The sequence below is a fragment of the Candidatus Chloroploca mongolica genome (assembly GCF_004762035.2).
Lineage (GTDB): Bacteria > Chloroflexota > Chloroflexia > Chloroflexales > Chloroflexaceae > Chloroploca > Chloroploca mongolica.
The window spans coordinates 43,117-62,982 of sequence record NZ_SIJK02000010.1; the positions used below are offsets into that span (position 1 = coordinate 43,117).

The 19,866-nt window shown below is 58.7% G+C and carries 20 protein-coding genes; 12 read left to right on the forward strand and 8 right to left on the reverse strand.

The window, feature by feature from the left end:
• Positions 1-67: 67 nt before the first annotated feature.
• Complete coding sequence (locus EYB53_RS07595) at positions 68-823, reverse strand: SIR2 family NAD-dependent protein deacylase (RefSeq protein WP_135477607.1); 756 nt, start codon at positions 821-823, stop codon at positions 68-70.
• Positions 820-1,335 (reverse strand): histidine phosphatase family protein, encoded by a 516-nt coding sequence (locus tag EYB53_RS07600; protein ID WP_135477608.1) that lies wholly within the window; start codon positions 1,333-1,335, stop codon positions 820-822. Before EYB53_RS07600 ends, EYB53_RS07595 begins: the two co-directional genes overlap by 4 nt.
• 174 nt (positions 1,336-1,509) lie before the next feature.
• On the opposite strand from EYB53_RS07600, the gene EYB53_RS07605 reads away from it, so the two are divergent.
• From EYB53_RS07605 to EYB53_RS07630, 6 genes are all read left to right on the forward strand, one after another.
• On the forward strand, positions 1,510-2,709 hold the full coding sequence (locus EYB53_RS07605; protein ID WP_135477609.1) for an ArsA family ATPase: 1,200 nt from the start codon (positions 1,510-1,512) through the stop codon (positions 2,707-2,709).
• On the forward strand, positions 2,699-3,604 hold the full coding sequence (gene rocF / locus EYB53_RS07610; RefSeq protein WP_135477610.1) for an arginase: 906 nt from the start codon (positions 2,699-2,701) through the stop codon (positions 3,602-3,604). The genes EYB53_RS07605 and rocF overlap by 11 nt, the downstream gene beginning before the upstream one ends.
• A gap of 224 nt (positions 3,605-3,828) precedes the next feature.
• Positions 3,829-4,704 carry a PIG-L family deacetylase gene (locus tag EYB53_RS07615; RefSeq protein ID WP_135477611.1) on the forward strand — a complete coding sequence of 292 codons (876 nt, stop codon included), beginning with the start codon at positions 3,829-3,831 and terminating at the stop codon, positions 4,702-4,704.
• Between the two features lie 207 nt (positions 4,705-4,911).
• Complete coding sequence (locus EYB53_RS07620) at positions 4,912-5,652, forward strand: glucosaminidase domain-containing protein (RefSeq protein ID WP_135477612.1); 741 nt, start codon at positions 4,912-4,914, stop codon at positions 5,650-5,652.
• A 320-nt stretch (positions 5,653-5,972) separates the two neighbouring features.
• The gene (locus EYB53_RS07625; protein ID WP_135477613.1) at positions 5,973-6,254 is read left to right on the forward strand and encodes a hypothetical protein; all 282 of its coding nucleotides are present in this window, start codon (positions 5,973-5,975) and stop codon (positions 6,252-6,254) included.
• Positions 6,255-6,341: 87 nt separating this feature from the next.
• Complete coding sequence (locus EYB53_RS07630) at positions 6,342-7,058, forward strand: glycerophosphodiester phosphodiesterase (protein WP_254150955.1); 717 nt, start codon at positions 6,342-6,344, stop codon at positions 7,056-7,058.
• A gap of 79 nt (positions 7,059-7,137) precedes the next feature.
• On the opposite strand, the gene EYB53_RS07635 is transcribed toward EYB53_RS07630, so the two are convergent.
• Positions 7,138-7,416 carry an NAD(P)H-dependent oxidoreductase subunit E gene (locus tag EYB53_RS07635; protein WP_135477614.1) on the reverse strand — a complete coding sequence of 93 codons (279 nt, stop codon included), beginning with the start codon at positions 7,414-7,416 and terminating at the stop codon, positions 7,138-7,140.
• A gap of 236 nt (positions 7,417-7,652) precedes the next feature.
• Here EYB53_RS07635 and EYB53_RS07640 point away from each other — a divergent pair, with 236 nt between their 5' ends.
• The 3 genes from EYB53_RS07640 to EYB53_RS07650 are packed head-to-tail and all read left to right on the forward strand — an operon-like array spanning position 7,653 to position 11,321.
• Positions 7,653-8,522, forward strand: coding sequence for an alpha/beta fold hydrolase (locus EYB53_RS07640; protein WP_135477615.1), 870 nt, complete (start codon positions 7,653-7,655; stop codon positions 8,520-8,522).
• A 26-nt stretch (positions 8,523-8,548) separates the two neighbouring features.
• A complete protein-coding gene (locus EYB53_RS07645; RefSeq protein ID WP_135477616.1) occupies positions 8,549-10,093 on the forward strand; it encodes an SPFH domain-containing protein in 1,545 nt (514 codons plus the stop codon).
• The gene (locus EYB53_RS07650; RefSeq protein ID WP_135477617.1) at positions 10,086-11,321 is read left to right on the forward strand and encodes an SPFH domain-containing protein; all 1,236 of its coding nucleotides are present in this window, start codon (positions 10,086-10,088) and stop codon (positions 11,319-11,321) included. The genes EYB53_RS07645 and EYB53_RS07650 overlap by 8 nt, the downstream gene beginning before the upstream one ends.
• Positions 11,322-11,344: 23 nt before the next feature.
• On the opposite strand, the gene EYB53_RS07655 is transcribed toward EYB53_RS07650, so the two are convergent.
• The 5 genes from EYB53_RS07655 to EYB53_RS07675 all read right to left on the reverse strand — a co-directional run bounded on the left by EYB53_RS07655 (position 11,345) and on the right by EYB53_RS07675 (position 18,017).
• Entirely contained in the window at positions 11,345-12,640 is a 1,296-nt protein-coding gene (locus EYB53_RS07655; RefSeq protein WP_135477618.1) for a M16 family metallopeptidase, read from the reverse strand.
• 111 nt (positions 12,641-12,751) lie between these two features.
• On the reverse strand, positions 12,752-13,702 hold the full coding sequence (locus tag EYB53_RS07660; RefSeq protein WP_135477674.1) for an alpha/beta fold hydrolase: 951 nt from the start codon (positions 13,700-13,702) through the stop codon (positions 12,752-12,754).
• Positions 13,703-13,743: 41 nt separating this feature from the next.
• Positions 13,744-14,907 carry a galactokinase gene (gene galK, locus EYB53_RS07665; protein WP_135477619.1) on the reverse strand — a complete coding sequence of 388 codons (1,164 nt, stop codon included), beginning with the start codon at positions 14,905-14,907 and terminating at the stop codon, positions 13,744-13,746.
• 47 nt (positions 14,908-14,954) lie between these two features.
• Positions 14,955-16,841 (reverse strand): selenocysteine-specific translation elongation factor, encoded by a 1,887-nt coding sequence (gene selB / locus EYB53_RS07670; protein WP_135477620.1) that lies wholly within the window; start codon positions 16,839-16,841, stop codon positions 14,955-14,957.
• Positions 16,842-16,940: 99 nt separating this feature from the next.
• A complete protein-coding gene (locus tag EYB53_RS07675; protein ID WP_135477621.1) occupies positions 16,941-18,017 on the reverse strand; it encodes a DUF4097 family beta strand repeat-containing protein in 1,077 nt (358 codons plus the stop codon).
• Between the two features lie 95 nt (positions 18,018-18,112).
• Between EYB53_RS07675 and EYB53_RS07680 the strand changes: the two genes are divergently transcribed.
• The 3 genes from EYB53_RS07680 (at position 18,113) to EYB53_RS07690 (ending at position 19,787) form a co-directional block, all read left to right on the forward strand.
• The gene (locus EYB53_RS07680; RefSeq protein ID WP_135477622.1) at positions 18,113-18,613 is read left to right on the forward strand and encodes an NYN domain-containing protein; all 501 of its coding nucleotides are present in this window, start codon (positions 18,113-18,115) and stop codon (positions 18,611-18,613) included.
• Positions 18,614-18,760: 147 nt separating this feature from the next.
• Positions 18,761-19,024: a hypothetical protein gene (locus EYB53_RS07685; protein WP_135477623.1), complete on the forward strand. Its 264-nt coding sequence runs from the start codon at positions 18,761-18,763 to the stop codon at positions 19,022-19,024.
• 388 nt (positions 19,025-19,412) lie between these two features.
• Complete coding sequence (locus EYB53_RS07690; protein WP_135477624.1) at positions 19,413-19,787, forward strand: RNA recognition motif domain-containing protein; 375 nt, start codon at positions 19,413-19,415, stop codon at positions 19,785-19,787.
• Positions 19,788-19,866 lie beyond the last annotated feature (79 nt).

The following is a 19,866-nucleotide window of genomic DNA, read 5'->3' on the forward strand; positions in this document are numbered from 1 at the left end:
GGGTTTTAAGGATCCTGGGGGTAGCGGAGCGCTGTCTCGGCGCACACCTGGCAGGTTTCCCCGGGTTTTACCCCTTTTGCTCCAGGGCGGCCACCAGCGCTGGCAGCAGGCTTCCCGCCTGGCCGTTGAGGAGATAGAGTCGTTCTTCGTTGTGTGGGGTGACATCGAGGTTTAGCACCGCGACGGTTGCCCCGCGGTTGTAGGCGAGCCGTGGCAGCGACGCGGCTGGCTCTACCAGCCCCGAGGTGCCGATCGAGAGCATGACATCACAGGTTGCGGCGGCGGCCCAGGCTCGCTCGAGGGCAATGACGGGCAATTGTTCGCCAAACCAGACGACATCGGGGCGCAGGGGTGCGCCACAGGTTGGACAGGGTGGCGGCAACGTGCCATCCTCGCTCCAGGTCGTATACCGCGTCGCCTCGAGCGCACAGCGTACGCGCATGATATTCCCATGCAACTCGATTGGCTCGCGGCTTCCGGCGGCTGCGTGCAAGCCATCAACATTCTGTGTAATCAGGGTAAAGGTCGGGACAAGGGTTTCGAGACGAGCTAGCGCAAGATGACCAGCGTTCGGCCTGGCTGCAGCAACCGTCTGTCGTCGCCACGCATACCAGTCCCAGACGAGGCGCGGATTGCGTTGAAAGGCTTCGGGAGTGGCGAGTTCTTCGGCACTGTACTGCGCCCAGAGGCCCGTCTGCGCATCGCGAAAGGTCGGAATGCCACTCTCGGCTGAAATACCTGCCCCGGTAAGCACAACAACATGCTGGGCTGTGCGCAGCGCCTCAAGCAGACTATTTGGGATGGCTGGCTCTTCCTTGCTCATGATGGTCGAAAGATGAGTTCAAAACGCTGCGTATGTTCGTCAACACGGTGAATATGCCAGATGCCACAGGTGGGGGCGGGGTTCCCTCCCGCATAGACATGCTTGCTCAGATCGATCTTTTCACTGCTCATTTCGAGTAACAGTGCCCGGATCGGTGAACCGTGCGTCACCAGACCGATGCGTTGATAGGGTGAGTCCTGTGTGGCCGCCAGTAACTCGCGGAGGCGCTCACGCACCTGCTCGAACGGCTCGTGGGGGCCATGCTCCTGCACGAGACCAGTAAAGGTAACAGGGATATTCAGGTATTCGACAAGTACCTCGGCCGTCTGGGTGGTGCGGGCAAACGGCGAGACAAAGAGATGTTCCAGGCCCATTGTAGCAAGAAACGACGCTGCCTGACGCGCCTCTTCGCGCCCGCGTGGTGAAAGGTCAGGTCCAGGCAGTGTCTGATAGGGGACATCAGCTTTGCGTGCGGGTTCACCGTGACGAATCAAATAGAGATCAGTCAGCACTCCGTGCGCCTCTCCGCGTTGAACGAACGATATACACCTTCAGGGTAGCACAGCCTCTCACGCACTGTCAATCACGTTTGACGCCCTCTTATGCAACACGTACAATAGAAGAAGCGTCAAATGAAGAGAGCAAGCACTTCCATTGTATCTTAGTGGAGAGAGAGAATAACACATATGCGGCTCATCCTCTATCTTGGCAAAGGCGGGGTTGGCAAGACGACCACAGCCGCCGCTACGGCCGTCCGGGCCGCCGAGTTAGGTTATCGTACCCTTGTTGTCAGTACTGATGTTGCGCACAGCCTTGCTGATGCCCTCGATGCGCCTCTTGGTTCTAGTCCTACCCCTTTGACTGATCGTCTCTGGGGCCAGGAGATTAATGTGCTTGACGAGGTGCGTGAGCATTGGGGCGAGTTGCGTAGCTACCTGTCAACCTTGCTGCGGCGGCGCGGGGTCGACGAAGTTGCTGCCGAAGAGTTGGCAATCATTCCAGGAATGGAAGAGGTTGTCAGTTTGCTCCATATTCGTCGCCAGGCCAAAACGGGCGAGTTTGATGTTGTGGTGGTTGATGCCGCCCCGACCGGCGAGACGGTTCGCCTTTTGACGATGCCTGAAACCTTTACCTGGTATGCTGCGCGGGTGATGGACTGGGAGCCGCAAACGCTGAAGGCTGCCCGCCCCCTCGTCAAGCAGTTGATTCCGGCAACCGATATGTTTGCGACCCTCGAGCGCCTCTCGAAAGGGGTCGAAGCCTTGCGTGAAACGCTGATTGATCCTGAAATCAGCTCGTATCGCCTCGTCATCAACCCTGAACGCATGGTGATCAAAGAGGCCCAGCGTGCGGCGACGTACCTTGCGCTCTTTGGCTATCCGGTCGACGGGGTGGTTCTCAACCGGGTTTTGCCGGTTGACCAGGCCGAGGGCGCTTTTATGCAGGAACTCGCCCGTATCCAGCAGGGCTATCGCCAGATGGCTTACGATATTTTTCAACCACTGCCGATCTGGGAAAGCCCCCACTATGCCCGTGATCTTGCTGGTGTTGACGATCTTTCGATGGTTGGCCGGGCCCTTTTTGGTGAGACCGACCCGGTCAAAGTGCAGTTTCGGGGCAAGACTCAGGAGATTGTGCGTGAGGGCGAAGAGTATGTGATGCGTCTGCCCCTGCCGCACGTCGAAATTGGCAAAGTCGCGATGACTAAGCGTGGCGATGAGCTCTTTATCGAAATTGGCAACTTCCGGCGCGATATGATCCTGCCGATGACCCTTGCCGAACGTCCTGCGCGCCGAGCAGTCTTCCGCAATGGTGTGCTCGAAGTGCGATTTGGTGTGCCTGAGGGGTTGCCGCTTGAGCCAGCTGCCAGTGCGAATGAAGCCTGAGAAAATCGCCCTTATTGGGGTACCGCTTGACCTGGGGGCTGGACGACGTGGCGTTGACATGGGCCCAAGTGCGATGCGTTATACGGCCCTGCGTCGGCGCATCGAGGATCTTGGCTATCCGATTGTTGATCTTGGTAACCTTGTTACGCCGATGGTCGAGACGAGTGCGCCACCGGCCCCTGGTGAGTGCCTGCGGTATCTCGAGCCAATTGCCGAGGTGTGTGCGACCCTGGCTGCTACGGTTGAGGCGAGCATTGCCGACGGCTTTTTACCGCTCATCCTCGGCGGGGATCATAGCCTCTCGCTCGGCTCGGCCAGTGGCAGTGCGCGTGGTTGTGCCCCCGGTCTTATCTGGATTGATGCTCACGCCGATTTCAATACCGCCGAGACGACCCTCAGCGGCAACATCCACGGGATGCCGCTGGCTGCCCTGACGGGGCGTGGACATCCGTTGTTGACCGGGCTTGCCGGGCGAACCCCGGCGATCCAGCCGGGGCACGTTGCCCTCGTTGGCGTGCGCGATCTCGATCCGCTCGAGCGCGAAGCGTTGCTCCATGCCTCGATCCATGTCTTCACCATGCACGACATTGATCGCCGAGGTATGGCGGCGGTCATTGAGGCCGCCGTCGCGATTGCCCAGCAAGGTACCGGTGGCTTTCACGTCAGCTTTGATCTTGATGTCATCGATCCCCGCGAGGCCCCCGGGGTTGGCACGCCGGTGGCGGGTGGCATTTCGCGTCGTGAGGCCCATCTCGCGCTCGAAATCATTGCCCACGCCGGTGGTATGCGCAGCCTCGATCTTGTTGAAGTCAACCCGATTCTCGATGAACGGAACGCTACTGCTGCCCTCGCCGTCGATCTGGCGCTCTCGGCGTTGGGGAAACGTATTTTGTGACGGGCTGTCGACTCCGGAAGCGTGCGTAGGCTGGGGAAAACGGGCAGTAACGTGAGCCGTCTTTCGCAGCCTACGCACGAGTTTTCACCGCTGATATGAAGCATGAACATGCGCCTATGGGAGTGCCGACTTCAGTCGGCTTCTTGCTAAGCCGACTGAAGTCGGCACTCCCTGATCCATTCTGAATAACCATCAGCCCTGATCAAAAAGAAGAAAGTAAAAGAATGTCCACGTCACCAAACACAGATGGTTTTCGCCCAACCTTGCTTGCCGTGCTCGCGCATCCTGATGACGAGTCGTTTGGGATCGGCGGGACGCTGGCCGCCTATGCATGGATGGGGGCGCATGTTCACCTGATCTGTGCCACTGGTGGCGAAGAGGGTGCGGCTGACCCCGAGTTTCTGGTTGGCTATCCGTCACTTGCCGCACGCCGCGAGGCGGAACTTGCCTGTGCTGCGCAAGCACTTGGGTTGACCAGTGTCACGCTGCTCGGCTATCGTGACTCGGGGATGCCCGATACCCCTGCGAACGACCATCCCGAGGCGTTGGCCGCACAACCACTTGAACAGGTGACAGACCGGGTGGTTCAGCATATCCGCCGCTTACGCCCCCATGTTGTTGTTACCTTTGATCCGATTGGCGGCTACCGGCATCCGGATCATATTGCTATTCATCAGGCGACCGTCGCTGCGTTCTATGCTGCTGGCGATCCTGCCCGCTTCCCTGGGGATCTGCCTCCCTGGCAGCCACAAAAACTCTACTTTCAAACGATTCCCCGTCGTCTCTTGCGCATCTTTGTGCGGCTTATGCCCCTCTTTGGTCGTGATCCACGCCGGTTTGGACGGAACCACGATGTTGACCTTGCCTCGCTCGCCGAAGTCGATTTCCCGGTACACGCCCAGATCGACTACCTCCCGATGGCCCAGGCGCGCATGGCCGCAGCGCGGTGCCACGCGAGTCAGGGCGGAACCAATTTTGGGGGCAGCTTCTTTGCCATCTTTGCCCGCCTCTTTGGGGGCCGTGATACCTTTATGCGCGCCTATCCCGAGCCTGAAGCCAATCTGCATGAAACAGATCTTTTTGCCGGGGTCTCGATCTGAAAGCCTATGCGTATACTGACGCAAACAGCCAGCGCAGTTGGCTGTTTGCGTCAGTATACGCAAGCTTCTTGGATCCTGCGGCCCGCAAAACCCCACCGGCAGGTGTATTGAGCCAGCTACCAGCTTCTTATCATCCAGGTTGAGCCTCGTGAGACGTTTGATTCAATACATATCCTTGGATCAAAGAGATAGCTAGAGGCTCATCCTATGACAACGCGACGACAGTTTCTCCGCTTGATGCTCACCGCAGGGGCAATGGGCGCAGTGGTACAGCATCGTACGGCAGATGCTGCTTCAGCTTCGTCTCATCAAGCCTATCTGCCGTTGGTGCTGCAACCTGCTGACACACATTCGGGACCCTGGCCCAATGATGAGGGCTGGATCGTTGCTGGCCCGTCGGGGCGGTTTGATCAAGCAATCGCATGGTTCCATGCGCGTTCAACAATCTATACTCATTACGATCTGTTGCAGATTGTCGGGGCCTATGAGCGGATTGGCAACGAAGCTGGGGTTGACTGGTTTCTTGCACTTGCGCAGTGCGCCCATGAAACAGGCAGCCTGACCTCGTGGTGGTGTGATCGTCCGCGCCGTAATCCTGCTGGTATTGCCGTCACCGGAGCCATGCGTGATGGCACTCCCGAGAATCCTCCTGGGGTTAACTGGGCCTGGGATGGAACCCGCTGGCGCGAAGGGGCGAGTTTTGCCGCCTGGGATAGCTTCTCGGTGCGGGCACATCTGGGGCGCCTCCTTGCCTATGCCTTGCCTGATTGGGCGGCGACACCCTATCAGCGTGAATTGATTGACTATGCGCTCGCCGTTAGACCACTCGCTGCGCAGATCCGTGGCATCGCCCCGACGATCATTGGTCTCAATGGTATCTGGGCTGTTCCTGGGACTGAGTATGGGCAACGCATTCTCGATCTCGCCCGCCGTATGCGTCAAAGTTAACGTCGGCCAACCGTTTAATGCGCAAATCTTCACTGATTATTCTGTCGTCTAGCGAGGCGTTGTCGCTCATTAGAAAGCTGGATGGCTTTCCTCTATGGTCGTTGAATTGCTCCTTGACGTGCCCCTCGCACACTCGTATAATAAGTTTATGTTAAGGGTTGCTTAACTTTTGATCAAGGAGCCACCATGGGGGCAAAACTGACAAAAGAGCTGATTTCCTAAGGGGCGGCGCGGGATAATGTCCTGCTGCCGCCCCTGTTGTTTTGTTTACGCTCCGCATATCTGGACAATGGGAGTTCAGGAAGTACAGGAGGCACGAAATGCAATCAGATCTGATCGGCAAGATTGAAAAGGCCCGCCGTTATGCTGCTGAACCTGATCGGGTGAAATTTATCGAGTTGCGTGCGAACTTTAACGGTGGCAATAGCAAGCACGAAGTGGTTCTGCGCGAAGGCCACTGGACTTGCGATTGTGCATTCTTTCAGACGTGGGGAACCTGCGCACACGTGATGGCGATGCAGCGCATGTTGAATCCGATGCTTGATGAAGAGGCTCGGCAGGCTGAATTGGCAATTGCCGCTTCTGCCGAGTTGTCGGTTTAGCGGCCTTCTCAATATATTTTAAGACCATGAAGTGTGTTGCGTTCGATTTTTACTACGTTACACCTTCATGGTCTTTTTGTGCGCCTTATGCCTATGCCACTGATTATTGCCCATCGTGGTGCCTCAGCCTATGCACCCGAGAATACGATGGCTGCGTTCGAACTGGCCTATCGTCAGGGGGCCGGGATGATCGAACTGGATGTGCAACCCACCGCCGATGGGTTCCTTGCGGTCTTTCACGATGATACAACCGAGCGCTGGGATGGCCGCCCGCGTCCGGTTGCGACGTGTCGTTTGGCCGAATTGCAAGCGCTAGATATCGGCGGCGAACGTGTCCCCATCCTCGAGGAGGTGCTTGCTTTTGCCGCTACGACCGGCATTGCCCTGAACATTGAACTCAAGGCTGTCGGTACAGGAAGGCAGTGTGCCCATCTGGTGCGTCAGGCCCGCCTCGTTGATCAGGTGATCGTCTCTTCATTTGCCCCTGCCGCTCTGCGTGAGGTGCAAACGGCGGATCCGGTGTTGCGCCGGGCGTATTTGATGGGAACCCGTACCTATCGCCCTGATGTACGCCTCCGCGAGTTTTGGCCTTTTCTGGCCCTGCGTCGCTTCGCTGTCGCCGCATGGCATCCCTCGCACGAATTGCCCCTCGTTGACCGGATTATTCCTCTTGTGTGCAAGGCTGGCTATCAGGTCAATGTCTGGACCGTTGATGCGCCTCAGCGTATGCGCCAACTTGCGGCCCTGGGTGTCCAGGGGATTATTACGAATCGCCCTGATCTCGCCAGCGCGACGTTGGCCTGAGCATACACCGGGCTATGTGCGAAACACAAAAAGGCCAGCAAAACTGGCCTTTTTGTGTTTCTGGAGGCCTTGATGCCCCCTATGCAGGTGGGGATGGGGCGGGTACCCCAACAGGGTGCGCCGAAGTTGCCTGAGGGGTCAGACGCTCGCGGATGAGGCGAGCTAGCTCACAGGGCGCAACCTGTGGGTGATAGTCAGTTTCGATCATAATGGCTGGCACATCGTCACATGCTGCCATGCAGTCGAGTTCTTCAACTTCGACCTGGTTCGGAAACTCTTTGACGAGTTGGGCAACGGTGCGCTGCACTTCAGGTCGGCTGCGAATGCAGAACCTGCACATCGTAAGTTGAACGGGCATACCATCCCTTCCCTGGTACCAGTCCGATGGTCTCATCAGGCTGAACTTCGAACGATCCTCTGTTGCTGATGAAGGTGGTGGTGGTGGTTGCGTGAGTATTATAAGGAAGTTCTTTCGAAATCACAACCCTACCGTTGTCTTTTTTTCTATTGTACACTGTCTGTCAATATTTTGCAATACTTTTGCACGGTTAATCATGATGGAGAGCGGAAGCCAGGCTTGTTATAATGCAGCGTATGGCTGCTCTCAATGACAACAATGTCCGTGTTCCACGGGCGGATCGGCCTCCGTCCGCAATCCAGGCGTGCCTGCATCCCCATCCTCGCCTTGCCTATCTCTGTGCCGGTGAGACTGGGCCGCCCGTCGTGATGCTGCACGGCTGGGGGGCGTTCAAGGAACTCTGGTGGAGCACGCTGCGTGGCCTGGGGCGTGATCACCGTTGTTTTGCCCTGGATGTTCCCGGTCACGGCGATTCCCCATTGGCAGGCGCGCACACGATTCCGCTGCTCGCCGATGTTGTGGCCCAGTTTTGCGCCGATCTCGGTCTGACCGAGATTATCTTGATGGGCCATTCGATGGGCGGGGCGATTGCTGCCGAGTTGACCCTGGCGCATCCCGACCTTGTCCAGCGCTTGGTGCTCGTGGATGCGGCGGTTGATGCCCATCTGATGCCTATCTATGCCCGAGTCTATCTCTTGCCACAACTTGGTTGGGGGCTGTTGCGCCTGACCCAGTTGATTGGGCGTCGTGCGCGCCCCCTCGGTCTCCGCATTCCCCACGAACACGGAGGAGGCTGGATTCGCCCCTGGTTGCGCCGTTCGTCCTATCTGGCGATGTTTGAACCTGAAGGCTTGCACCGTGTCTATCGTTCGCTCTTTGCGACCCAGACTGGTGATCGCCTCGCCCGGATTACGGTACCTACGCTTGTGCTCTCAGGTCAATTTGATAGCCTGGTGCCTCCGGCGAATTCCCACCGCCTCGCTGAATTGATCCCCGGTGCCATCTATCATCAGGTTTCTGGTGCGTTGCATAATCCAATGGATGAACGCCCGTATGCTTTTGAAAAGGCTGTGCGGAAGTTTCTGCGCGCCGCAGCCGATGGCTGAGCCTGGATGTGTGGATGTGAGGTTTTATGACAAACACAAACGCACGGCGTGTGCTCGATCTTGCTCAGGATCTGATCGGTACTGAGCAGATCGAGCAGTTTCGCCTTGACGCGGCTGATTTCCTGTCGCCCCGCAGTGCGGGTGAATCGGCAGGTACCCGTATCGAGCAGATGACGACGCCACTCGATGAGGCTGCCGAGACGGTGAATCGTAGTTTTCCCCAGCGTGATATTGCGTCGGGTCAGTTTACGAATGTCATCTCGCCCGTCGTGATCCCGCGTGATCCACGGTCGCTCTTCTGGGTGCTGATCGCCGGTTTCTTTGCTTTGCTTGGGGTCGTTGGGTTGGCGATGACGGCGCTGGTTGATGCGGCAACCAATCTTGTTTTTGGGCAGGGCAATCTGGGGTGGGCGCTCTTTGGCCCCCACTATTGGCTCGTGCTCTTTGGCTATGTCGCCTACAATCTCTGGCGCAATAGCTATGTGATGGTGCCCGATGGGTGTCAGGCCCTGATTACTCGCTTTGGTAAGCTCGAACGGGTGGCCCCCGCCGGTCGTACGATGATCCTCGATCCCTTTGCGCGGGTGAGCTATATCGTCAATACGACCCGTGAGTATCCCTACAATGCCCCGATCCGTGAGGCCCCGACGGCCAGTCGCGTCAATGCGTCGGTTGATCTTTTTTTGCAGTTCAAAATCGAGGATCCGCCTGCGTTTATCTTTACCCTCGGGGGCGCACGCGGCTTTCAAGAAAAGTTGCAGAGCGCCGTCAGCGAAGTGACCCGTGCCTTGATCTACGAGCAGAAGGCCGCCGCGATCTATGATCTCGTCGGCGAGAGTACCCAGACGGTCATTGATACGCTGAATCAGCAGTTTCTGCCGGCGGTGCGTTTTGTCAATGCGAATATTACCCACGCCGAGCCGTCAAGCCAAGAGTATCGCATGGATCTTGCGGCCCCCGAGATGGTGCGGGTCGCGAAAGAGGCGTATACCTATCAGTACGAGTTGCAGTTGCGCAAAGAACAGGACGAAGGCGATCTCAACCGCGAGCTCGCTGGTCTCCGTGAGCAGCTTTCGGCGATTCGCGCCGAGATTGCAACCTATCAGGCGCAAATTGATACGGCAGGCGAAAAAGAGAGCTATCGCGCCAGTGCTTATGCCAGTCAGTTGTTGAGTGAGGCCGAGAGTGCGGCCCGGGCGAATGCTGCGCTGCTCGAGGCGCAGGCGCTCGATATTCGTGCCGTTGGTGCCGCTGCCCATCCCGCGATTCTGCAGTACCGCTATCAGCGTGAGGTGCTCGACCGCCTCGAAGCCGTCGCTGAGCATTTGCCCCAGGTGATCCAGACGGGTGGCGATCATCAGGTGATTGATTTTCTTGAGACCGCCCGCAAGATGCTTGGCATTACCGATGATCCGCTCTATAGCCCCGAGGAAGTTCAGGCGATTACCCGGCGCCTCAATGAGATCAAGGCTCGTATCAAGACCAGGAATGCGCAGTTGCGCCAGTTGATTGCCGATGAGACAACGACGGCGATGGCTCCCCTGCCTGGAGGAGGTGAGTCCAGTGACTGAACCACGACGTGATTTTTCCAAAGTGCGCGAGGCCGTCGCTACCTGGGGGCATATTCGTGAGTTGCTTCGCTCGGGTGAGGGCGGCCAGGTGGTGCCGGTGGTCATTCCTAAGGATCGGCGGCGTGCGGTGTGGCTGGCCTGGTTGGCCGCAGGTCTTTATTTTGTAGGGGTTGCCCTGTTTGGTGGCCTTGCGTTGGCTATTCTCACCGCTCCGCTTGCGTTGCTGTTCCTCTTGATCGCCGGGGTGACGCTCTGGCGTACGGCGATGATCGAGATCGAACAGGGTACCACGGCAGTCTATTCGCGCTGGGGCCGCATTGTTGGTACGCTCGATCCTGGGTTGCACTATCTCTGGTGGCCCTGGGAGAAGGTTGAGGCCGTTGTGGATACAAGCACCGAAATCCCCTATACGGCCCCGGTGCTTTCGAGCCCGACCCGCGAAAATGTGCCGCTCAAGTCGATTGAATTCTTCCTGAAATTCCGCATCGAGGATCCAGTCGCTTTTGTGCGCAATATTGGGGCAAGCAATTTCGATATGGTGCTCAGTAGCGCGGTACAGGATGCGATCCGGCAGCGTTCACGTCAGGTTGAAACCGAGCGAGCCTATGACCTGCGCGGCTCGGATGTTGGCGATATGCAACAGAGCCTGAATCGTCTGTTGGCCCGCTATGGTGTGCGCATTACCGGCGCGAACATCCCCGATGTGCAGTTGCCCGACCAGTACCAGCAGCACCTTGCGACGCGTGAGCGTGTTTCGAAGGAACTCGAAGCCTATGCCCGCGAATGGGAACTGGTACGTCGTCAGCGCGCCGATAGCCTGCTGATGGAGATCGAGCGGGCCAAAAAGGTGCGTGATGCCCGCCTCGTTGAGGTACGAGCTGCGATCAACAAAGCTCGTGAAGATGTGGCGCGTGCCATTCAGCAGAAAGAGACCGAGGCGCAACGCGTGCGCTGGGAGATCGAGGCCCGCGGGCGGGCCACCCTCAAGCAGGCCGAAAATGAAGCCCGCGGCCTCGAATATCTTGGTCAAGCGTATCAGGATAATCGCGCTGTCCTGCAGTACGAACTGGCCCTCCGGCGCATCCAGGTCGCCGAAGCCCTCGTGCGCAACGCACCACGCCCAGTTTTTATCCAGGGCAACAACGGCGAACAGTCTGCCCTGAGCACCCTCATCCTCGCTCAGATGCTACCCAAAATCCTGGCGGAGTCATCTTCCGAAGAGAGGTAGGGCCGCAGCCCCCCTTCATCCGCCTACGTCAGAGAGTCCTCTAGCCCCTCTGATGTAGGCAGAAAAAACCCGGTCACACTCCGCTTACTGGTCAGATAGGTCTGCGCGATACGTTGCACGTCGGCAGCCTCGACAGCGGCAAGTTCTTCGAGCAGGGTCTCGCCGCGCTGGTAGCTGTCGAGTACTTCCCACATGCCGATTTGCAAGGCTTGATTGGTCACGCTTTCGAGGCTATAGGCAATCTGGGCCCGCATCTGCTTGAGTACCCGTGCGAGTTCGTTGGGTGTGATGCCGTCCTGCTGGATCTTCACCAGTTCGTGCAGCAGCGCCGCTTCGACCTCTTCGGCGCTATGTGCTTCACTCACAATGGCACTCAGTTCAAAGAGATAGGGGTCGCGGGTGGGCATAAAACTGCTCCACGCGGCGGCAGCCAACTCGGTCTCGACAAGGGCCTGGTAGATCCGGGCACTCCGGTTGGTCGGAGCGCCGCCGCCCATAAAACTGGGCGCTTTTGCCCCGCTCAACACGGCATCAAGCACCACCGTAGCGGCAAAGTCGGGGTGATGGCAATCAGGCGCAAGAAAACCGATCTGCACATATTGGGCGGGCCCGGGGCGGCGGATCACAACGCGCCGTTCACCCTGGGGTTCTGGTTCGACTGCGCGTACCAAAGGCAGGGACGGCCCTGACGGCAGTGACCCAAAATGGGTTTCGGCCTGACGCAGGATGGTGTCGGTGTCAACGTCGCCGACGATCACCAGCACCGCATTCTTGGGCATATAGAAGGTCTGGTAATAGGTGTAGAGTTCGTCACGGGTCATCGCGAGGAGATCGCTTTTGTAGCCAATGACCGGGTGACGGTACGGGTGAGCCGTGAACGCACTGGCCTTCACCGCCTCATCGAGCCACGTTTCCGGGTAGTTCGCGGCCCCTTCGAGCTCGGCGATGATGACCGTGCGTTCGCTTTCAACTTCGTCAGGTTCAAAGAGAGCATTGACCATGCGGTCAGCTTCGAGACGCAGGGCGAGTTCGATGCGATCTGCCGGCAAAGTCTCGTAGTAGGCCGTATAATCCACCCAGGTAAACCCGTTGAAGGTACCGCCATTGCGGGCAATCAGGCGATCAAGTTCCCCCCTGGGCACGGCTGGCGTCCCCTTAAAGAGCATATGCTCAACCCAGTGCGAAATTCCCGTTTGACCCGTTGGCTCGTTGCGACTCCCCACGCGATACCAGATCCAACTGGTGGCGACTGGGGCGCTATGAACTTCGCGGATCAAGACGAGCATGCCGTTGGCGAGGGTGTGCGCGTGAATTTTCATCTTTTTTCCTTATGAAGGCTGATGCCTCAAACCTCTTGCTGTGTTCAGAAAAAAGCCAGCGTAGCTGGCTTTTTTTTGAACACAGCAGAGCTACGTGTGGGCCGCAGGCCCCTACTTCCCGCTGGAAGGCACGCCCTGCTTGAGGGCAAATGAACGCACAAGGCGGACAAGTCGTCGCGGTTGTTCGCGTTGGGGCAGGTGGCCGGATCCTTTGAGGACGTGCAATTCGGCACGCGGCATGTTGTCACGGAAGAACTCAAATGATCCTTCGGGTAAAAAACGGTCGCGGTCACCCCAGATGAGCATGGTTGGGGTGCTGATGCTTTGCAGGTCTTCGGAGGTGAAGAAGTCGTCTTCGCTCGCCGCCTCAATAAATTGGCGCACGGCATCGCGTGCGAAGAGATCGCGAAAGCTGGCTTGGCCCAGATAGAGCGCCAGCGGAACGCGCCCAAACATCTGGCGGTAGATACGACGTACCGTCACAAAATCGGGAACGCTCACGGTTGCAACAAAATGCTCCCACGAAGGTCGTCCGTTCAGTTGCGCTCCACCAGGATCAAGCAAGACGATGCCACGAGTCAACTCAGGCGATAGTTCGGCGACTCGCGCCGCGACCCATCCGCCCATCGAATTGCCCACCAGGATTGCGGGTTGGCCGATTACCTCGCGGATCAGGGCCTGGATCACGGCTACCTGCTCGGCAATCGTGGCAAAACGACGCCCCGGTGGGTAGCCACTCTGGCCGAAGCCGGGGAGATCAACCGCATAGACGGATCCGATTTTGGTCATGCCGCGCATGGTGAACGCCCAGGTCAGTGCATTATCGGCAATGCCGTGAATAAGCACCAGCGGGTGGCTCGTCACCGCTTTGCGGTGCGCAGGCGCGTAGTAGTAGTGGCTCAGAATGCCTGCCAGCCGGCGTTCGTGGCTGCTCACGCCAGCGCGGAGCAGGGCGCGTCGCGTGATCCCAAGGCTCAGCGGGATCAGAACACGCGAAAAGGCTCCGCCAATTTCGAGGCGACGGCGGAAAGCCTGGTCTTGTTGCGGGGTGATCTGGGGCATAGGTACGGCTTTCATCTTGCAAAGCGCCATGTATTGGCGCATCAGGTAACAGCAATCAGGCGGACGCCCTCGGCGGGTGTGCAGACCAGGGTGTGTGCTTCGCGCCCGGTGCGCGCCTGGTATCCCGCCCGTAGTTCGGTTGCAAAGGCTGAAACCGCATCGTGGGCCACCAGGCTGACGGTGCTGCCTCCAAAGCCGCCCCCGGTCATGCGTGAACCGTAGCAGCCTGGCAAGGCGCAGGCCAGTTCAACCAGGGTATCAAGCTCGGCAATGCTCACCTCATAATCGTCGCGCAGGCTTGCGTGCGAGGCGTTCATCAGTTGCCCAAAGCTTGCCAGATCGTCGTGTTCCATCGCTGCGGCGGCATGAACCGTGCGACTGATCTCGCTGACAACATGGCGTACCCTGGGCAGCAGTTTCCCCGTGAGCAGATCGGCGTGTTCCTGCAATTGTGCCGGTGTGAGATCGCGGAGCGCCATCAGCCTGGGCAGACGGGTGCGCAAACGCCGTACGGCTTCGTGGCAGGCCTCGCGCCGTTCGTTGTACGCCGAAGCGACGAGTTGATGCCGCACCCCGCTATCACAGACAACCACCCTGGCCTCGGTGGGCAACGGGATGGTACGATAGCTCAGATCGCGACAATCGAGCAACATCGCGTGGCCTGCCCGCCCGAGCGTGACAATGAACTGATCCATAATGCCGCACTGGGTACCCACAAAACTCTGTTCGGCCCCCTGGGCTAGCAGCGCCAGTTCTTCGCCGAGCAAGTTGAGATCGTTGAGCAACTGAAAAGTGTAGCCAACCCCGATCGCCAGGGACGCCGATGAAGAAAGCCCGCCACCGACCGGCAGATCGCCGGTGATCAGCAGATCCGCCCCCTGTAGATGCAGATCGCGGGCAAGCATCGACTTGAGCACCCCACGAATATAGTTGCTCCATGGGTGCGCCTGGCTTCGTTCGAGCGCCTCCAGGCTGAATTGGTCTTCGGCCTGCATACTGGTGCTATAGACTCGCACAATCTGGTCGCTACGGGGCCGGGCCACAACAAGGGTAGCCCGGTCAATCGCCATCGGCAAGACAAAGCCATCGTTATAATCGGTATGCTCACCAATCAGATTGACACGCCCAGGTGCGCGCACCAGCATCGCGGGTTCGCTGCCAAAATGGGCCGCAAACGCTTCACCAGGTTCCCCGAACGTGTCCATGCCTTGCTCCCTTGTCAGCCCGTTGCCACACGGCATAGTCTACCACATCACGCGAGCTCGCGTCGTTCGCCGACGCGGCGCGTCAGTTTGCGCTCGTCGAGATGCTCAAGCAGGGCCAGCGCATAACGGCGGGTGCTGCCAAAGTGGTCGCGCAACTGCCCTACTGTCAGGCTGCCCTCGGCCTGCAGCATCGTGAGCACCCAGTTGACCAGTTCGGCATAGGTTTCGGGGAGGAGGTAGAGGTCAGGGGCAATGCGCACGAGCATCTGCTGTTGAACCACCCATGCCAGCACTTCGGGGTCAAGATCGGGGAGGGGCGGACTGTACGGGGTGCGCCGCATCGCTGCGAGCGTCGTTTCCACCGCACGTTGCTGATGCGCCGCGAGTTGCGGGTCGTGTCCCACCAGCCAGACGCTTGTTTCGTCGGCGGCAACGATCTGGCACCGGATGGCCTCGTCAACGATGCCACCGATCAGGCGCGGCGCGAGGCGCAATTTTTGGCGAAGTTCTTCGCGGGGCATCCCTTGGCGCAGCGGAAAGCGCGTATGATAGGCGCGCATCGGTGGCACGAGACGAGTCGCGAGCACCTGCCAGCCTGCGGGTGTCACCAGCAACACGTCGGCGAAGGGGGCGGCTTTTTCACCTATATGAAGAGCCGGTATCGTCAGCACCCGTCCGCTCGCCACGAGATCGCTGACCAACGAGCGCATCTGCTCGTCGGGCAGGCCCACCGCTCTGGCGACCTCGTCCCAGGGGCGAGGCGGATCAGTGCCGAGCGTCTGAAGCACCAGTTCGGCGGGGTCGCCGCGAGCCAGCGTCTCGAGGGCGGCGATGACCTCGGTGCGAAAGCGCCGGTGGCGCACCGGAAACGGATCAACGACCATGCCCCCGGCGACGGTGCGGCTCGGCGAGGCAATGCGCAGGATGCAATGGTCATCACGCACGACGACGACTGGAGCTTCGAGGCGTACCTGGGCCCACCCGCTGCTGCCAGGCGCGAGTTGCTCGGTATCAAGCAGGGTCAGGCGACAGGGCACCTCACTTGCGCCAGTGAAGAGATCGAGGCTGCAATTCTGTTCGAGTGGCCCCGGCGCATCAGGGAGAACGCGCAGGTGCAGATCGATCAACCGCGTTGGCTGCAACGTCCCGGGGGGCACCAGGACATCACCACGCTTGACCTCGCTATGATGAATACCGGCTAGATTCACCGCGATGCGCGTCCCAGGCGCAACCGCTTCAACCTTATCATAATGGATCTGCAGACCACGAATGCGCCCGGTCAACCCGGAAGGCAAGACAACAACCTCGTCACCAACCCGTAACGAGCCATCGCGGAGGGTGCCTGTCACGACGGTGCCAAAGCCGCCAATTGTGAACGACCGATCAACTGGCAAGCGAGGAATGCCGTCGGCCTTCGCACGGGGAGGCAGGCTCTGTAGCACCTGTTCCAGCGTCTGCCGGAGCTGATCAAGCCCTGCCCCAGTTCGGGCGGAAACAGCCACCAGCGGAGCGTCAGCGAGGCTTGTTCCGGCCAGTTCACTCGTGACCTCCTCGCGCACCAGCGCCAGCCACTCGGCATCAACCAGATCGGCCTTGGTCAGCACCACCACCCCATGACGGACATCAAGCAGATCGAGGATCGCCAGATGTTCGCGAGTCTGGGGCATCAGTGACTCATCGGCGGCGATGATCAGCAGGGCCGCATCGAGTCCGCCGACGCCAGCGAGCATATTCTTGATAAAACGCTCGTGTCCAGGCACATCCACCACGCTGACCCTACGTCCGCCGGGGAGGGTCAACCAGGCAAACCCGAGATCAATGGTCATCTGGCGACGTTGTTCTTCTTCCCAGCGATCGGGATCGATGCCCGTCAAGGCTTTCACCAGCGTGGATTTCCCGTGATCGACATGGCCTGCGGTTCCAACAACAAACATCGCTCGCGTCCCTCAAAAGCTTGCCTGCGGTTCCCAGTTTTCGTGCTGCACGAAAACCGCCACATAGCTAGCGGTTTTCGCGCAGCACGGTCATGACGTTTATTCTAGCGTCTCAACCGAAATGTTGCCAGAGGCAGTCGTGATCGTCAAACGTGTCTCGCCGGTGCCCAGCGTACCACGCAAACTACGCCGTTCAAGCGCAAGGCCATCAATATTTGTCGCCACCGAACCGCTCGTAGTGGTGGCCTCAAGGCGGAGATTCGCGCTCTCAGCCAGGCGTACCGTAATACTACCTGACGCATTGCTGATGGTATGCGCCGACCCTGGCATCAATGCGGTGCGGACATCGATGTCGCCACTGGTATTTTCAAGCTGCAAACGCATTGGCCCCTGGCCGTTGATCTGTATATCACCCGAAATCGTCTGTACATCGACCAGTCCGGTTGCTCCATCAACCTCGACATCGCCACTGACGGTACGGACAAAGGGATCATCAAGTTGACCACTGATCTCCACATCGCCACTGACCCCATTGAGGTGCAGCTTGCCACGATGATTCTGCACGATCAGATCGCCCGACGTATTGCTGATCTGGATGGGGCCACTGGTATTGGTGACGGTAAGATCGCCACTGACGGTCGTCAAGGTCAATTCACCCTGCACTCCCTCGACCTGTACATCGCCACTCACCAATTCAGTCTGCACCTGCACCCCCTCGGGTACCCCGATGAGGAATTCGATATAGGGCGAGCGCCCGAAGGAGAGGCCATTCCATGGTGAACGACGTACTTCGAGGGTGAGCGTGCCATTCTCGAGTGAATCCTGCAATTCGAGGCGATCCAGCGCCCGACTTGCTGACTGTTCGGTGAAGCCAAAGCCTCGGCGTAGTGCATTGACCTCGATCTGATTGCCCGCAATGCCCACCAGTTGCACCTGGTCATTGGCGCCACGGATCACCACGGTGCTAGCCTCATAGCGTTGCTCAAGCATCACCTGACTACGTTCAGCGGTGCTGAGGATAAAGTTCCCGGGCCAGTTGCGGGCGCTGAGCGCAAAAACGAGCCAGATCACACCGATGACGAGCAGCAGAACCCCCCAGCGTCGAGCCTGCTCACCGCGTCGGTCATAGCTTTCTTCTGACACTGAAGAGGATTGCGGTTCAGGATTGTCTTGCACAGCACACCTCGTATTAAAGCATCTTCACTATGCATAGGACGCCTTGATCGGTCTGAGTGTTGCGTTACAACCGGCTCCTGATGGTACAATGCAATATGCCGATCCTTATTGATGGACACAACCTGATTGGTCAATTGCCTGGTTTCAGCCTCGCCGACCCCGATGACGAGGCGCGTCTGGTGATGCTCTTGCGGCGCTATGCCACGCGCCGCCGTGGGCGCAAAATCGTGGTCGTCTTTGATGGTGGCGTCTATGGGCACCCCGATAATCTGAATGGCTATGGTGTGGAAGCCCATTTTGCGCGTTCGCCGTCTGATGCCGATACCCAGTTGATCCGGCGTATCCGAGGGATCAAACGGCGTGATGAATGGCTGGTTGTCAGTTCTGATCGGGCGGTGATTGGGGTTGCCCAGGCCCAGCGCATTCCGGTTATCTCGGCGCAAGCATTTGCGCGCCGTCTGGCCGCACTCGATCAGCCGCGGGCCTCGCTCCATGACAAACGCAATGATCGCCCTCTGACGGCGGCAGAAATTGAAGAATGGATGCGTCTGTTTGGTGTCGACGAAGATGACGCCGAAGATTTTGCAAATTATTGACATGATCTTGAAAAAACCTGTGCAAAATACAAAAGATGTGATATACTTTACCTAACAAACCCGGAATGCGGCGTGGCACTTCTGCGGGACGGTAGTAGTTCGGCCTCATGCTTTCGGGTGAGGCTGGGTTATGGAGCTTGCATCTTTATGAACAAAGTCTATTTCGAGCGGCGTCTCGATGCGTTGCGCCTGCGCCTCAATGCGTTGGCTCCCAGCACCGAGCGAGCACGGCAGGCCGTCCGACGTCTTGAACGTGAGCAGGTACAGGTGCCAGCGGGGACTATTTCGGGTGCGCTGGCAGCCCAACTTTCGGCAGCGCGGGCGATGGCAACAACGCTCGAAGAGCGTGAACGCCAAGTGCGCGTGGCAATCGCGGCACTTCAGGCTGAACTCATGGCTGACCATTCTTGAACAAGGCTGAGCCTGTGTCGGCCGTCCGATTCTGGAGTGACTCAATAGGTGCTCAGGCAGAAGCCTGTGCTACTTGTTGAGTTTTTTCATATCTGTGGATTCTGTACCCATTCAGGTCTTGCTATTCTTGAAAAATATGCTATGATTGCGGTGTTTGCCAACGTTGCATAGCTGCCAGACTTGCATCAGAGACTCCTGATTAGTCCCCTGAGCGGTCGCGGGAACTTCTTCGCTCGAAGGGTGTGTTACGTTGTGATGGCCGGAGTGCGACAGCCGTTATGCTGGCTGCCGGTGGTACGGAAGGTGATAGGGAAGTAGGGTTTTAGACGACGGTGTCTGGTGCCGTACGTCGGTCAACACTGCGTAGAGACGCAGAGGAGTAGTTTTGATGCTGGTCAAGCTGTTTGTTGGGAATCTGCCCTGGAGTGTCGGTGACGAAGATCTAGCGCAAGTCTTTGCACCCCACGGGGATGTGCAGAGCGCTCGTGTGATCACTGATCGCGATACGGGCCGCTCACGTGGGTTTGGGTTTGTTGAGATTGAAGTTGATGATGTCAATACCGTGATCCGGGCAACTGATGGCCAGGAGTTGAATGGCCGTCCGATCCGGGTGAACGAGTCTGAGGATCGTGACCGTGGCAGCCGTGGCGGTGGCGGTGGCGGTGGCCGTGGTGGTTACGGCGGCGGCGGCGGCGGTGGTTACGGCGGTGGTGGTGGCGGCGGCGGCCGTGGCGGCCGTGGTGGCTATGGCGACCGTTATTAGCTCCTGTCGCCCGCTCCAGTGCAGGTGATCACGCAGCTTTTCGGTAGAGTCCTCGGGGCTACCGGGCCTCTCTCATGCG